Annotated in this window: 17 protein-coding genes and 1 pseudogene; 17 read left to right on the top strand and 1 reads right to left on the bottom strand. The window is 51.1% G+C overall.

Annotated elements, in window-relative coordinates; genetic code table 11:
- Positions 1-11: 11 nt before the first annotated feature.
- Complete coding sequence (locus DYU11_RS24205) at positions 12-1,082, bottom strand: sensor histidine kinase (RefSeq protein ID WP_119670300.1); 1,071 nt, start codon at positions 1,080-1,082, stop codon at positions 12-14.
- 500 nt (positions 1,083-1,582) lie between these two features.
- On the opposite strand from DYU11_RS24205, the gene DYU11_RS24200 reads away from it, so the two are divergent.
- The 17 genes and pseudogenes from DYU11_RS24200 (at position 1,583) to DYU11_RS24120 (ending at position 15,096) form a co-directional block, all read left to right on the top strand.
- On the top strand, positions 1,583-2,767 hold the full coding sequence (locus DYU11_RS24200; protein ID WP_158600354.1) for an OmpA family protein: 1,185 nt from the start codon (positions 1,583-1,585) through the stop codon (positions 2,765-2,767).
- A gap of 187 nt (positions 2,768-2,954) precedes the next feature.
- Positions 2,955-3,602, top strand: a complete 648-nt coding sequence (locus tag DYU11_RS24195; RefSeq protein ID WP_119670298.1) for a ThuA domain-containing protein — start codon at positions 2,955-2,957, stop codon at positions 3,600-3,602.
- A gap of 86 nt (positions 3,603-3,688) precedes the next feature.
- A complete protein-coding gene (locus tag DYU11_RS24190) occupies positions 3,689-4,984 on the top strand; it encodes an alpha/beta hydrolase (protein WP_119670297.1) in 1,296 nt (431 codons plus the stop codon).
- Positions 4,985-5,129: 145 nt separating this feature from the next.
- Positions 5,130-5,490, top strand: a pseudogene (locus tag DYU11_RS33515) (NAD(P)-dependent oxidoreductase); the annotation flags it as partial.
- On the top strand, positions 5,476-6,036 hold the full coding sequence (locus tag DYU11_RS24180) for a DUF1801 domain-containing protein (RefSeq protein ID WP_310589500.1): 561 nt from the start codon (positions 5,476-5,478) through the stop codon (positions 6,034-6,036). The pseudogene DYU11_RS33515 and the gene DYU11_RS24180, both read left to right, overlap by 15 nt.
- Before the next feature lie 319 nt (positions 6,037-6,355).
- Positions 6,356-7,093, top strand: a complete 738-nt coding sequence (locus DYU11_RS24175) for a LytR/AlgR family response regulator transcription factor (protein ID WP_119670296.1) — start codon at positions 6,356-6,358, stop codon at positions 7,091-7,093.
- A gap of 496 nt (positions 7,094-7,589) precedes the next feature.
- Positions 7,590-8,531 (top strand): NAD-dependent epimerase/dehydratase family protein, encoded by a 942-nt coding sequence (locus DYU11_RS24170; RefSeq protein ID WP_119670295.1) that lies wholly within the window; start codon positions 7,590-7,592, stop codon positions 8,529-8,531.
- Positions 8,532-8,608: 77 nt separating this feature from the next.
- Entirely contained in the window at positions 8,609-9,361 is a 753-nt protein-coding gene (locus DYU11_RS24165; RefSeq protein WP_119670294.1) for a tetratricopeptide repeat protein, read from the top strand.
- A 130-nt stretch (positions 9,362-9,491) separates the two neighbouring features.
- Entirely contained in the window at positions 9,492-9,986 is a 495-nt protein-coding gene (locus DYU11_RS24160; RefSeq protein ID WP_119670293.1) for a YybH family protein, read from the top strand.
- A gap of 38 nt (positions 9,987-10,024) precedes the next feature.
- The gene (locus DYU11_RS24155) at positions 10,025-10,564 is read left to right on the top strand and encodes a nuclear transport factor 2 family protein (protein WP_229366008.1); all 540 of its coding nucleotides are present in this window, start codon (positions 10,025-10,027) and stop codon (positions 10,562-10,564) included.
- Between the two features lie 60 nt (positions 10,565-10,624).
- Complete coding sequence (locus DYU11_RS24150; RefSeq protein WP_119670291.1) at positions 10,625-11,119, top strand: RidA family protein; 495 nt, start codon at positions 10,625-10,627, stop codon at positions 11,117-11,119.
- A 108-nt stretch (positions 11,120-11,227) separates the two neighbouring features.
- On the top strand, positions 11,228-12,472 hold the full coding sequence (locus tag DYU11_RS24145; protein ID WP_119670290.1) for an acetyltransferase domain-containing protein: 1,245 nt from the start codon (positions 11,228-11,230) through the stop codon (positions 12,470-12,472).
- 29 nt (positions 12,473-12,501) lie between these two features.
- Positions 12,502-13,038, top strand: a complete 537-nt coding sequence (locus DYU11_RS24140) for a GNAT family N-acetyltransferase (RefSeq protein WP_119670289.1) — start codon at positions 12,502-12,504, stop codon at positions 13,036-13,038.
- An 83-nt stretch (positions 13,039-13,121) separates the two neighbouring features.
- Positions 13,122-13,526: a hypothetical protein gene (locus tag DYU11_RS24135; RefSeq protein WP_119670288.1), complete on the top strand. Its 405-nt coding sequence runs from the start codon at positions 13,122-13,124 to the stop codon at positions 13,524-13,526.
- A 34-nt stretch (positions 13,527-13,560) separates the two neighbouring features.
- Positions 13,561-13,920 (top strand): MoaF-related domain-containing protein, encoded by a 360-nt coding sequence (locus DYU11_RS24130; protein WP_119670287.1) that lies wholly within the window; start codon positions 13,561-13,563, stop codon positions 13,918-13,920.
- A 38-nt stretch (positions 13,921-13,958) separates the two neighbouring features.
- Positions 13,959-14,471, top strand: coding sequence for a YybH family protein (locus DYU11_RS24125; RefSeq protein WP_119670286.1), 513 nt, complete (start codon positions 13,959-13,961; stop codon positions 14,469-14,471).
- Positions 14,472-14,613: 142 nt separating this feature from the next.
- Entirely contained in the window at positions 14,614-15,096 is a 483-nt protein-coding gene (locus tag DYU11_RS24120) for a YybH family protein (protein ID WP_119670285.1), read from the top strand.
- Positions 15,097-15,151 lie beyond the last annotated feature (55 nt).

Here is a 15,151-nt window from a genome sequence, read left to right as displayed (position 1 = left end):
CGTTTCGGTGGTTAGGCTTCGACCAGTTCCGTACCGATGGGCTTTCGGTCTGACAATCGCTGGAGCGGCAGCGTCAGATCGACCACGTAACGATCTGGTGAGGACTGAATGTCAAGTTGATACGTACCAGGATACAGCATATCCAGGCGTTGCTGGGTATTATCGAGGCCTACACCCGTCGAAACGGGCGCTTTGGCCCGGCCCGGCACCGAGTTCACTACGTGCAGGTGCAGCTTTTCGTCGCAAACGGTGACCGCTACTTTAACCTCGCATACGTTAATGCCAGCCGTACCGTGCTTAAAGGCGTTTTCGACGAAAGGCATCAGCAGCATCGGGGCTACAACATACCCATCCGGCTCCTGATTCGTCAGGCCGCTGACCTGCACCCGGCAGCGGCTACCGACTCGCTCCGTTTCCAGCGCAATGTAGCTGGTTAAAAAGTCGAGTTCATCGGCCAGCGGTACCCACATCCGACGTGTACTGTCCATCTGATACCGCAGAAGCTGGGAAAGCTGCATAATCAGATCCGGGGTTCGGGTGGGTTCGTGCAGACTGACGCCGTACAGGTTATTCAGCGTATTAAACAGAAAATGCGGGTTCATCTGCGACCGCAGCACACTGAGTTCCATTTCCTGCATGCACCGATTAAACTGCTCCTGCTGCTGACGTTGCTGGTAGAAGCGGTTGACCACCAGCGGAACGTTGAAGAGCAGTAAACTCACGGTTGCGCAGGCTACTGTGTAGAGATAGATAAGCCCCGGCGCAAACTCCTTCTTGATTTCTTCGGTACAAAGCCATTCATTGACCAGCATCAGGATTACCGAGAAAAGCAGCAGAATCAGTACAGACAGCGCGGCATATCGACGCGTTCGGTGTCCATCGAGGAGTTTTGGCAGTATGAAAAATCGCTGAATCTGAGCGTGACCATAGAGCAGACAGAAGTACACGAGCTCCTGCCCCAGCAACGACCGGGAATTGATCAGTTCCCAGGAGGTCAGTGAGTTAAGCGTGAAAAAGCCCAGAAACAGCAAAATTTCCTGAAGCCAGCGCTGTTTGGGGTACGATTGAAGGGATTGTATCATACGCACGGGCGGGTAAAAGCCGGTGAATGAACAAAGTAAGGTTGATCAGGTGTAACTGGCAAGTTTAAATGATCAATTGCATTCGTCCGGCTTTTGACCGACTATGTCATCCAGTACGTCCGGCGTGATTTTTAACATCCGTCACTTACGATTAGTTACACTACGTTCATGGGTATGCTGACGAAAGAAATGCTGTTTGAAATAAAGGCAATCTGTATACTGTTCATAGGTGTCGCGGACACGAGTTGGTTTGGGGTATAATGGGTAATTCGCCTATAACCTGATCTGGCCTGTGTTTGGTTTTGTTTACTCATATTTACTCCTTTGCGCTAAGTAGTCACTAGACTATCTCGTATTCTTACCCCTGGATCATGACTATGCTTTCGGTTATGCTTTTCTGGCTGTTTGGCCTTTCGTCAATAGATTCTTTTCCAGCCGATAAAAGGATACCGGCGGATACCATAACGATCAGCGGAGTATGCTGGGACGTCACTACCGGAATGGATTTAAAAGCCAGTGTAACGGCTTTAGTGAACGGCAAAAGACGGAAGGTTGGTGAGAGTAATGCCGCCGGTCATTTTACGTTCCAGATCTCGGATTCGACTCAGGCGCTGTCGTTTGAGGTTGACGGATATCCTACGAAAACCATACCCGTGACTAGGGTTGGAAAAATGAATGCGAACGCTCAATTCATGATTTCGGTACCGGTGATCAACCGTGATTCGCAGCAGGTAGCCAGGACGTACCAGCTTATTGATAAGCCCGCTGACAAACCGCGCAGCTTGGGCAAAACCCGAAACGTGTATTTCCGGGTACTGCACGCCCGAACGTTCAGACGAATACCCGCAACGATCTGCTTCATGGATTCCCGGCGAGGGCGTACCGAGTGCGTTGAGCTCGACTCGGCAAAAGTGCCATCCTTCGTCAGGCTGAATCCGGGTGAGAAGATGACGTTCGACGTCCGCGCCGATGGCTATCAACCCTACCGTGGGGAACTGGTGGTCGGGCAATCGGGAGCAGCCGACGACTTATACCAGATTAAGTTACTGCCCCTTTATAATGTACTGGCGGTTTCGTACGATATGCCTGCTAACCAAAAATTTCGATATGAATTTCGGTATGCTACCAATAAGCATTTCATGTCTCGCCTGAACGTACCGATCCGCTTCTTTGATTGGGGTACGTTCAAACCGGGGCAGGACTATAAATTTCTGACTACAACGCTGGATGGGCACGTCGTGGCAGATGAAACATTCAGGATGGGGCCAGGCCTAAATCTGGCGATGTTTCGGCTAAATCGTCCCGGGCAGTCACCACTGATCGGGACCGAAGCGCAACCATCAACGTTCTTCGACAGTACCATTTTATACTTTGACCAAAGTGATTACTCGTTGCGCAGTGAGGTTAAGGGTAAACTCGACACCGTTGCCTGGCGAATGATTAACCGGCGTACTATGTTGGGGCGGATTACCGGCTACACGGACAACGTTGGCGAGCGGGGTCTGAACATGACGTTGTCAGAATACCGAACGCGGGTAGTCGCACAGTATTTACGGCAAAAAGGAGTTGGGGCGAATCAGCTTTCTTCGTCGTGGAAAGGCTCCGATGCACCGGCCGCTCCCAACGATACGGAGGAAAACAGGGCTAAGAACCGGCGAGTTGTCATCCGGTTTTTCACCAGATAGCAGACAACCAAACATCGACTTCTGTTGCTTACGGCCAGGCATGGCAGCGCGGTTGATGGTAACGATCTGAGTTTCGGTAAATCGTGTCTTTTTCATGGCAGTCTAAAATTAAGTGTTTCTCTAATTTTAGACTGTCCGAATTTTAGGGACACTTACAACACCCACCGACCACCCCTGGAACACCCATATGTACAGTGCAGTAACCGAATTGCTGGCCCAAAATCTGAACCAACTGCCCGATGTAGAGGCTATTGTATCTCCGGACTATGGCTGGCCGCGCGACTCGACCCTGCTCGAAGGGGTTTCGGCCATCGTGTATTATTCAGGTCGGGCGGGCGATACGCTGATGGAAAAATATCAGGCTCAGTTTGACCGGCTCATGCGGGCGGGCGTCGGGTTTACGGCCCTGCATTACGCCACGGGCGCAACACCCCGGAACGGAGCCCGGTATATGGGTTATGCGGGTGGATGGTGGAACCGGCCACCGGGAGCGCTCAATCTCGACCCGACTAGCCTGCAGTTGGTAAAACCTGGCCACCCGATTTTGCGGGGGCTGGAATCCCGGCCCATCATGGAGGAAATCTACGTCAATCCGCAACTGAGCGAAAAAGCCGAACCGCTGATTCAGGTACCGGTTGGGGACAAGTCCGAGGTGGTAGCCTGGACACTCGTACGACCCAGCGTGGCCGGAGTGCCTTCGGGCCGGAGTTTCGCCAGTACGCTCGGTCATTTTCACGACAACTGGCTGCACGAACCGTTCCGGCGGTTGATGCAGAACGGTATCCTCTGGACCATTCATCACGAGCCGCTAACGGCGCCGGGAGAGGCAAAATAGAAAATGAACGCCTAAATTAGGAGCCGAACAACTCCATAAATTGGGGGAACCATGCACCTGTTTTAATGCTCCTATCAACCTTTTTTATGAAAAATTGGCTTTTCCTGCTCCTCAGTTTTCTTGGTTCACTGCCCAGCGTTGCCCAGCAAACATATTTAGGCATGCCTATTAATTACCAGGAAGAAAACGTTGGCTCCTACACGTTGCTCGCAGTGCTTAAGGCCGACTCCAGACATCCGGTTAAAACGGCGAAAGATTGGGAACGCTATGGCCGACCGGCCACAATGAATTTATTCAGCCAGTGGGTGTATGGAAAAACTCCGCAAACGACTGTTCCGATGCGGTTTGAAGTCCGAAACCAAAACCCTAATGCCCTCAACGGGAAAGCACGCCGAAAGGAGATTGTAGTGCATTTCGGTCAATCATCGAAACACCGAATGACTATCCTGATGTACCTGCCCAAGGCCGCCAAACCGGTTCCGGTTTTTCTGTCTCTGAATTATTTCGGTAACCAGGCGGTCTACCCGGACCCTGAAATCACTATCACCGACCAATGGGTACGGAATGACACCGCCGTTGGGACAAAAGACAACCGGGCTACGGCGGTCACACGGGGCAAGCACGCCCGGCGCTTTCCAGTCGATACCATTCTGGCGCGGGGATACGGCCTTGCCACAATCTACTATGGTGATCTTGACCCCGATAACAATCAGGGGTTTCAGAACGGCATCCACCCGCTTTTTTACAAAAAAGGTCAGACCGAGCCCGACAGCAGCGAGTGGGGCACTATCGGGGCCTGGGCCTGGGGGCTGATGCGGGCGATGGATTATCTCGAACAGGACCAGGAGGTTGATGCTAAACGGGTTGCAGTGATTGGTCACTCCCGGCAGGGCAAAACGGCGCTCTGGGCCGGGGCACAGGACCCCCGCTTTGCCCTGGTCATCGCCAACGATTCGGGTGAAGGGGGAGCGGCTATCTGTCGGCGCAATTTTGGGGAAACGTTCGAGCACGCTCTGACAAGTAACGCCTTCTGGTACTGTAAAAACATGATGCTGTTTAAAAAGGACATCGCGCGCCTGCCCGTTGATTTTCACCAGCTTCTGGCCTGTATAGCTCCCCGGCCCCTGTATATTGCCAGCGCATCGAAAGATTTACTTGCCGATCCAAAAGGCGAATATCTGTCAGCGTACCATGCCAGCGAGGTGTACCGTTTGTACGGATTAAAGGGACTCGATTCAAATAAACCGCCCGCTGTCGAGCAACCCATCACCGGACGGCACATCGGTTACCACCTCCGCAATGGCATACACGACATCCTGCTCTACGATTGGCTTCAGTTCATAGCTTTTGCCGATTTTCATTTTTATGGCAAAGGCCGCTAGCCCGGAAATTGACAATCTGATTCGGAGTCTTTCCAAATCCATGAGCAGTCTGTCGTGTTTGGAGAATTAAATTGAAAATTTGTATACGACACCTGAATTACTTGAAGTGCCCGCAAAGAATTTGGCCGTGCTAAACGGACCTCCAAAAGCGCTGTTGCTCGAAAACATTCATCCCAAAGCCGTTCGGGCTCTGGAGCAGGAAGGATTTGCGGTTGAACTGGTCAAAGGGGCGCTCGATGAATTGGTTCGCGGGCGGCTCAGCAGCAGGGCATTGCCGTTTTTCACGCGCCGTACAGCAACACCCGGTCGAGTTGGCGCTGGGCGAGATGATTCTGCTCATCCGAAATATTCCCGACAAGTCGGCCCGGATGCACCGGGGCATTTGGGCCAAATCGGCCAGCCGCAGCTATGAACTGCGCGGCAAAAAGCTCGGTATTGTCGGGTACGGCAGCATTGGCACCCAGTTGTCGGTCGTAGCCGAAGCCCTCGGCATGGCGGTTTTTTTTTCGTCTCAGTTGGGAGCGTTTAGCGAGATGGGTGGTATCGTAGGTATTGCTTACAAAGCTATACTTGTCGCAATTACCACCCATATTTGGCGTGATCAACAGGTTCCTACTACGACTGATGGCCATAGCTTTGAGAAACCTAAAAAGAACCCTGCAATGCCGGTAAATAAAGAAGTAACTCAATTTTTAGATCAGCTTGATCACCCCCTCCGCCAGCAGATCGAAACATTACGGGGAATAATCGTGCAGGCTGATAATCGACTGGCAGAAAGCATTAAGTGGAACGGCCCCAACTACTCAATTGGCAATGAAGATCGCATAACCATGAAGATTCAGCCCCCTAACCAAATTCAGTTGATCTTTCATCGAGGGGTGAAAGTGACAGAACAACCGAAGCAACAACTAATAAAGGATGAGGCTGGCATTTTAGTATGGCGCGGCAATGATCGAGCTATTGCCAGCTTTGTAAGCCTGTCTTCCATAACCTCAGTTCAGAATACCTTAACTCAACTTGTGCAAACCTGGCTTGTTGCAACAACGGATTGAACCTATTTTAAGGGATCTGTCGGCCTTATGAAACGCCCTGTTTGAAAGGTTGATGCGGCTTACACTGGGAACGTTTTTGCGAGACAGAGATTTTTTAGTATCTGTCCAATGTGATCCGTTGCATACGTGCCATAAATTCTTTTTATCCGAATGGCTTCGCTTAATCAAGTCATTGATTTTCATAACTATAAAATTTGCGTTTACTTCGTAGCGGATTTACAGTGTTGATTACACTGCTAGCGCTACCAAGGATACGCGGTACCGAGTTCAACCTTCGGTACGTGCGTGATGAGTACTTGACGACTGATCAACAAATGGAATGGACACCCCCTTGAAGTTGCTCGTCGTGGAGGACGACATGATCATTGCTGCCAACATCGCCCTGCAACTCACTAAACTTGGCTATGAGGTCAGCGGGATTGTGCCCAGGGGCGAAGAAGCCATCTCAAATGCTGAAACCAACCGCCCTGATCTGATTCTGCTCGATATCAGTCTCAAAGGCTCACTCGATGGTATCGACACAGCCCATGCTATTCACCAGCAGTGGAACATCCCGATTATTTACGTCACGGCCAATACCGACGAGGCCACCTTTGCCCGGGCGAAAAAAACACATCCCTACGCTTACATCGCCAAGCCGATCCGGGCAATTGAGCTACAACGGGCAATCGAACTGGCCGTGAGTCGCCTGGCCGACGAGCCACCCACCTCTGCCAACCCTGCCCCCGACGCGCCCTTTGTGCTCAGTGACCGGATTTTTGTGCGGCATCGGGAAAAGATCGTCAAGATTTTCATCGCCGATATTCTCTACGTGGAAGCCGACCGTAACTACTGTCACCTCTGCACAGCCGGAAAGGAATACCTGCTAACAACGACACTGAAGGTGATGGAAGATAAACTCCCGGCCAACTTTTTTGTACGTGTACACCGCTCCTATCTGGTAAATCTGACGCAGGTCGATGAGGTAGGCGAGGGCCATATCGGGATCCGAGGTAAAGCGATTCCGCTCAGCCACCTCCTGCGCGAGGCATTTCTGAAACGAATTCAGACTATTTGATCCTCATTATCAGCAGCTTGATTAACCCTTTTTCAGTCTGTGCCTCCGGTAAGTAATTCCTGTCCTTCGGACAGTAAACCAGTGTGTTCGTCCTTGAGCACTTGGCCTGAGAATATGTTGGCGATAGTTTAGATCCGTTGTCGGCCCCATCGAGTTGTCGAGTCGATTGGACCAACCATTTCTAATCCACCCCAAAGCGTTCCCAACCATGTGTCTCCATTTTACCATCGTCCCTTCTCAGGTGTTTTTTGCTTCCTGTATATCCTGCCAGCTGCCGTGGCTACGATTACCGCTTACACGAACCACAGCATCAGGGTAAGTTATACGCGCGGTTCAAAACGGACCCCCTCATTTGGCGAATAGAAGCGAGAACTGGTCACCTCCTGCCCGATTGGGCCTATTCGGCTGAGAACTAATTACATCTTCCTTCTTAACCAAATCTGTTCATACCCCATCACCGGGCTATAAATGGCCCGGTGGTTTAAACCCAAACTTTATGCAAACGGTAGGCATCCTTGGCGGAGCTGGCTTCATTGGCAGCTACGTAACCCAAAAATTTCTGAACGAAGGCTATACCGTGAAGGTATCCACTACAGACCTTGCTAAACCCGAAAAATACCAGCATCTGCATCAGCTTCCTCACGCTGAAAACCTGACCATCAGGAAAGTGGACGTAACCAACGAAGCAGATCTTGGCGAGTTTTTAAGGGATTGCAACATTGTGGTTCATAGCGGCACTCCCTTTCAATTAGCCGCCGAGAATCCGCAGGAAGAGGTGTTCGAGCCGACCGTCCGCGGAACCGAAAACTTCCTGAAGGTGGTCAGCCAGACGCCTTCGATACAGAAGGTGGTGTTCGTAGCCTCGGTAGGTGCGCTCAACACCGCCTACCCGATGCCCGTCCCCCACTACCCAGCCGACCACCTGTATACCGAAGCCGACGAGCCGTACCTGGACCCCGAATCCATTCCCTATGCGCAGGCCAAGTACTACGCCGACCAGGCCGTGCGAACATTCGTGGCCGCGTATCCCCAACCCGGTTTCGAGATCGTGAGCGTGTCGCCCACAGGCGTGATGGGTAAACCGCTGTCGGCCCGTGAGGATTCGACGTCGGTGGGCCTGCAATACCTTATCAAGCATAAAATTGCCCCTAATCCGTTCGTGCAGATGATGTTTGACCACGACGTGGAGATGGCCATTGTGTCGGTTTCCGACGTGGCCGAGGGGATTTTCCGGGCCGCAACTACCGCCGGGCTGCATGGCAGAAACTACCTGCTCAACAGCGAAAGCTATAAAATATCGGACATGACGCTTATGCTGAACGGCAAAGTCCCGGTCCACGCTGCCCGAAACGTATATAGCTATGCGTTGGCTGCTCAGGAGCTGGGAATGCAGTTTCAACCCGCCCACGTGCCGCTCAACGAGTGGGCCGACATTTGATATCCTTATACAGGCTTCCAACGTTCGCACCATTTACCAATCAATTCTCTAGCCAATCAAACCAAATCCAAAATCCAATGAAAACGCTAATCGCCTTATTCGCGCTCCTTTTTGGGTGTATTACTACCATCGTGGCACAGGATTTTTATCTACCCGTATCGTCCAAATCTAAAGCGGCCATCGCTGCGTTGCATCGCGCATCGGAACTATACGCCAATGTCCATTTTAAGGATGCCAAAGCGGAACTCGACAAAGCATTGGCCGAAGACTCGAATTTCTTCATGGCTCACGTCTATGCCGTACAGTACGGGTCTAAAGCAGACCGGCCCGCATTGATTGAAAAAACGCTGGCCCTTGATACCAAAAAACTCACGAAAGCCGAGCAAATTATGCATGACTTTATTGTCAACTGGCAGAAAGACCCCAACTACAAACCCGTCGAAGACATGAAAGCGTTAGTGGCGGCCTACCCAAAAACACCACAGGCACTGGAGTGGGCGTCCCTGCATTCGTTTTACACAAACAAAGACGCTGACGCGGGCTTAGACTACGCCCAGAAACTGGCCAAACTGAGTCCGAAGTACGCGCCCAACTACAACACGCTGGGCTATATGTATGTCCAGAAAAAAGACATGGAAAACGCCAAAGCCGCTTTGGAAAAGTACGTCGAACTAGCCCCCAATGAACCGAACGCCTACGACAGCCTGGCTGAGTTCTACATGACCAATAAGGACTACGCCAAATCGGCCGAATACTACGATAAAGCCGCTGCCATGGGCCTTCCTGATGCCAAAGAACGCGCCGACAAGGCGCGGGCCATGATGAAATAACACCATGAAGCCATAGAAATAAAAGTGGCTGTACACAATTAGTTTAAGTTAAGAAACAGTAAACCCCCTTCTCGCTGGGGAGGGGATTTACTTTCCTTAACCGTTCACAAAAATCAGATTCCAAACTCCCATGAAAACCAACCAAGTACCCCTAATGCTGGGTGCACTTGCAGCTACGCTTTTATTCACTGCCAGCTGCAACTCGCCCGCCAAAGACAGTGCCTTAACGGTCGATAATGCCACGCTTAAAAAAGAAATCGAAGCCGCTAATATTGAGTTCGCTGGTTTCATCGCCAAAGGCGACTCGGTGGGCATGGCCAATTTTTATACCGAAGACGCGAAACTGATGTTCGCGAACGCCCCAGCCATTGTGGGCCGCAAAAATATCCAGACGGCCATACACAACGTCCTCGGTTCTGGAATCGCCAAAGCTGAGTTTACAGCCATCGATGTATGGGGAACCGGCGATTTCGTGTCGGAGGAAGGCCAGTCAAGCCTATTCGATAAAGCCGGTACGCAGGTGGTCAAGGACAAGTACATCGTCCTCTGGAAAAAGGAAGCTGGTAAATGGAGGCCCTTCCGCGACATATCCAACTCCGATCTCCCCCTGCCTGCGGCTAAGTAAATCAACACAGTCAATCCACCATCTTTAACAATAGTCCATTGAAAACCAACCAAGTACCCCAGATGCTGGCCGTTGTTACGGCCCTGTTCCTGTTTGCCGCCGGTTGTAACGCCCCCGCAAAGGAAACGGATGCTAAAACAACCGTCGTGTCGGCCATGACACCTGAACAAAAGCAGGCGATTGAACAGGAAATTTCCGGCCTTATCAAAGAATTTTTCCAACAGGTCGAAAAACTGGACATCGAGCGGTGCATGACCTACTTCGAAAATACGCCTGACTTTCAGGCCGTTAATCCCGATGGCACCCTGGGTGACTACGACGCCCTCAAGAAACTGAACGCAGACGGGTTTAGCCAGATGAAGACGTTGAGTGCCGTACCAAACAAGGAAGTGATTCGGGTTTTGACTGACTCGCTGGTGCTTTATACGTTCTCGATGGAACAGAATGCAACGCTCAAAACCGGTCAGAAAATAACGTTTGAGCACGTAGCAGGAACGATGCTCTTCACCAAAATCAACGGCGCGTGGAAAGCGACGTTTTACCAGGAGTCTGCATCGGCACCGGTACCAGTCAAGTAGCCGGTACGGAGCGCCTATAAACCCTGTAATCTCGCAGCTTTTTCTCTATTCGATAGACCCATGAAAATCAACCAATTTATGTCTGCTTTTGCCGCTCTGCTCCTGTTTACCGTCGGCTGCAATACCGTTTCCCAAAAAGCAGATGAGAAACCTGCGGCTCAATCCGATGCACCGGAGTACTTCCTGTTACGGCCCGACGTCGAAAAAGCGTATGGCTACTCTCATGCCGTTCGGATTGGCAATGAACTGAAAATATCGGGGGCGGTCAGTATGGACGAGAAAGGAAACCTGACGGCGAAAGGTGATCTGGGACAACAAATGAAAAATTGCTACGCCGACCTGGACAAAATTCTGAAGCACTATGGCTACACCTGGGACGACGTTGTGGTGGAGAATATTCTGACCACGAACATGTCCGATTTTGTGGAACAGTCGGCTTACCGAAATACGATCTACAAAAAGCAGTTTCCGACCGGGTCGTGGTTTGGCGTAAAGGAATTAGCCTTGCCCGGCCAGTTGATTGAGATCGAGTTAGAAGCCTACAAAGTGCGCTGATTCAGGTAAGCGGATTCGATGATAAGGCTCATCGTTTTTGACAGATTCCTGTCTGAGGTTATCCAAACTATCCAGAACACATAAACGAGTGTTAGCCGCTGGACCGAAATGACTTTTCCGCTCACCCATAAAACGGCAACCGCAGGCTCCCTCAATCCAGCGCCTTCATTCATCAAAAGCCGTATCGAGTCCATCGACGTACTGCGGGGCCTGATTATGGTCATTATGGCGCTGGACCATACACGCGACTTCTTCCACGCTCAGGCCTATACCGACGACCCGCTCAATCTGGATACCACCACGCCGGTCCTGTACGCCACCCGCTGGATTACCCACTTCTGCGCCCCTACGTTTGCTTTGCTATCCGGTACGTCCATCTACCTGCAGGGTTTACGAAAATCGCGCAGCGAGTTGAGTCTGTTCCTGCTGAAACGGGGTCTATGGCTCATTGTAGCCGAGGTACTCCTGATGGCGCCAGCGGATACCTTTACCCTGTTTAATCCCATCACGCTGGTCGTTTTCTGGTCGCTGGGCATCAGTATGGTGTTCATGGCCGGGCTAACGTGGCTGCCGTTCCGGGCCATACTGAGCCTTGGTTTAGCGATTGTTTTAGGCCACAATCTGCTGGATGCGGTGGAACAGGCACCGGGATTTACATCGGGTTTTGGGTGGGCGCTGTTTCATGGTGGCAGTCACCGTGTGTTTGAATACGCTCCCGGTCGGGTCATTGTGGTACTGTACCCATTTCTTCCCTGGCTGGGGCTAATGATGATGGGCTACTGCCTGGGCCGTCTGTTTGCCCCAGCGGTTGCAGCCAGCAAGCGTCAGCAGTGGCTGGTTTACCTCGGTGCCGGAGCCATTGGGTTATTTGTGGGGCTGCGTTTGCTGAATGGATACGGCGACCCCTTCCCCTGGAGCGTCCAGAAAGACGGACTCACAACGTTGTTCTCGTTTCTGAAGGTGCACAAATACCCACCATCGCTGCTGTACATGTGCATTACGGTAGGGCCGGGACTGCTGGGACTGGCGTTGCTGGAGAACGTACACAATCGCGTTACGAGCGTGTTGCGCACCTATGGACGAACGGCCTTTTTTTATTACACGATCCATTTTTATTTCCTGCATACCCTGCGCATGATTGTCTTTTTTGCCGCTGGCCACACCATGACGGAGGCCGATAAATCGCTGCAAATCATACCGATGCGGTTTGTGCTACCCGGAGATGGAGGCTACAATCTCGGGGTGGTTTACCTCATCTGGATAGCCGTTGTCGCGTCCTTGTATCCCCTGTGTCGCTGGTTTGATGCCTACAAGACAACGCATAAAGAGCAGTGGTGGCTTAGCTATCTGTAGAACGTAAACAACCAAAACCTAGTCAAGAAATGGACAAAAGTGAAAAAGTAAAAACAAGAACGGTTGTCATTCCTGATGACCTGGAAGCTGTTAAAAAATTATGGTTTGACTATTTAGTTTGGGGTAACGACAAAATGCAGGAACTCTATGGCGTCCACCCCCATAATCCCAAAGAAGCAGTTGACCAGGACATCCAACAGATTAGCAAGTTTCAACCCCCTTACGGACAGCTAATCCTGGCTATTTACGAAGGTGAAGTATGTGGACTTGGAAGTCTAAAACGTATCAACTCCGATATCGGTGAACTGAAACGAATGTTTGTTGATCCAGCCATCAGACGAATTGGGGCTGGACGAGCGATCCTTAACCGACTTCTACTTGAAGCGAAAAAAGTCGGTTATAAAAAAATTCGGCTCGACAGTCCGAAGTTTATGGAAGCAGCTCATTCCTTATACAGAAGTGTTGGATTTCGGGCTATTGACGCGTATCCAGAAATGGAAATCCCCGCAGAATTTAAAGACTATTTGTTGTTTATGGAATTGGATTTAACCGACGACACTACCTAAATCCGAACTGATAAGCCCATGTAAGCTCAGCCTACGGTGCTGGTGAATCGATCTTAAAACAGTCAAATCAACCAATCAAACCCATGAAACAACTCCTGATTACCCTTTCTGCGCTTTGGCTGCTGATTAGCCTCGGCATGTCGGCCTCTGTACAGGCTCAGCAAACGGCAACGACTCAACTCAAAAGTATCCACCTTTTCGATATGCCGGCCGGTGTAACAGAGGCCCAACTGTCGGCGGTGATTGGCGAGCTGAATACAATCATTAAACGCCTGGGCTACAGTAACGCCGGATATACGCTCTACAAAGTAGATGGAAAAGAAACCGACAAATATCGCTACTTCTTCGAGGGCAATTGGCCCAATGCCAACGCGTACCAGAAAATCCACGACGACAAATCGTTTCAGGAAGCCGATAAAAAACTGGGTACGGTGTACGAGAAAATTAAGGTAGTAGAAATTTACCGGCGTTTGGTCCGTGTACAGTAGCCATCAGTCGCGCCATCAAACCAAAAATATAGTAATGAAGCTACTTTCCATCGTTGCTATGTTGCTCACCACCGCAACGGCCCTCGCACAGACACCTGCAAACTCCTCAGCCGTGCAAAATAAAGTCTGGCATTATTCCCTCAGCGGCTACGAGGTCGATATGACGTACCTGTCGGATACGACGCTACGTTGGCAGGACAAAACGCGGGACGAAACCGACCCCTGCAAAACGCACCGTCTCAGCGACCACACCCTGTTGGTGGGCTGGTACGAGTCCGACAAAACGTTCGTCTCGCTCTACTCCGACTTTGCTACCGGCGAAGCCTATTGCCACGTCTTCCGGCCTGATGGCAAAATCATCCCGATGAAGGGAACACTCGTGCCGAAAAAATGAAACATCCGGACTACACGGTCCACAAACCCGATTGATTTATGAAAACCAAACCATTTACTACCGTCCTGATTGCCTTTGCTGCGCTAATGCTGGTTGTTACCGGTTGCAACGCCCCTGCCCAAAAACAGGAAACTGCAACCGAGCAGGTAGCTGCTAAACCCGATATGGCCGCTATCAAAACGGAAATGCAAGCCATCGAAACCGAATGGGCCAATGCCGCAACAGCTAAGGACATTGACAAGCTAATGTCGTTCTACGCCGACGAGGCCGTGGAAATGAATGACGACGAACCCATGCTTGTTGGCAAAGCCGCCATCCGACAGGCTATGCTCAAAAGCTGGGAAGCGCGCAAGGCCGGGACTACGGTTTACTACGAGACGATGGACGTATACGGCGATGGCAACGTAGTGACCGAAGTCGGGAAGACAACGATTAAAGACGCGGCTGGCAACGTAGTGAGCACCGGCAAATACATGGGCATATTTGAAAAACGCAACGGAAAATTTTTCTGCATCCGCGATATCAACAACGAGGATCAGAAAGACAAGTGAGGCTGAGGTTTCAAAGGGATCGGGTAGCCCTGTGAATGATCTGATACCGATGTGCCTGATATACTGTCGATGCCTAGCCTATTACGCTGAATGAGCCTAAAACGGTTGCTGGTTTCCCAATCCGTTTAAACTTACGTTAATCATGACGCTCACATCCTCCCTACGCATCCTGGCCGTTTTTACGGCCCTTCTCCTGTTTGCCGCCGGTTGTCATTCACCGGCAACGTCAACGCCCGCTACGGCCGAAGACCTGTCGCAGATGAACCGGAATTTTGCCGCTGCGATCAATGCCAAAGATGCCGTGGCGGCTGCGAACTGCTATGCGGATGAGGCTACGTTGTATCCGCCCAGTGAACCTGCCGTTACGGGTAGGGCAAACATCCTTAACTACTGGCAAAGTGCCATTGACGCGGGGGCCACCAATGTATCCGTCAAAACGATTGCTACGGGTAGTGAAGGGAACCTGGGGTGGGAAACGGGTCAGTTCCAGATGGACGTAAAAACGCCCGATGGGAAAGTGGTTGTCGATAAGGGCCGCTATACCGAATTACTCAAACGTAATAATGACGGCAAATGGGTATCTATCATGGGTATGTGGAATGCTGATGCACCACCTGCCCCTTGACAGATCGCGTTCACTGGCCCCGTAACCCTATTTTCGTATCTTGTGAGCTACAGCA

It is taken from the genome of Fibrisoma montanum (assembly GCF_003583365.1).
Classification (GTDB): Bacteria; Bacteroidota; Bacteroidia; order Cytophagales; family Spirosomataceae; genus Fibrisoma; species Fibrisoma montanum.
The sequence above is the reverse complement of the archived record's forward strand: the minus strand, read 5'-3'. Positions and strand labels throughout refer to the sequence as shown.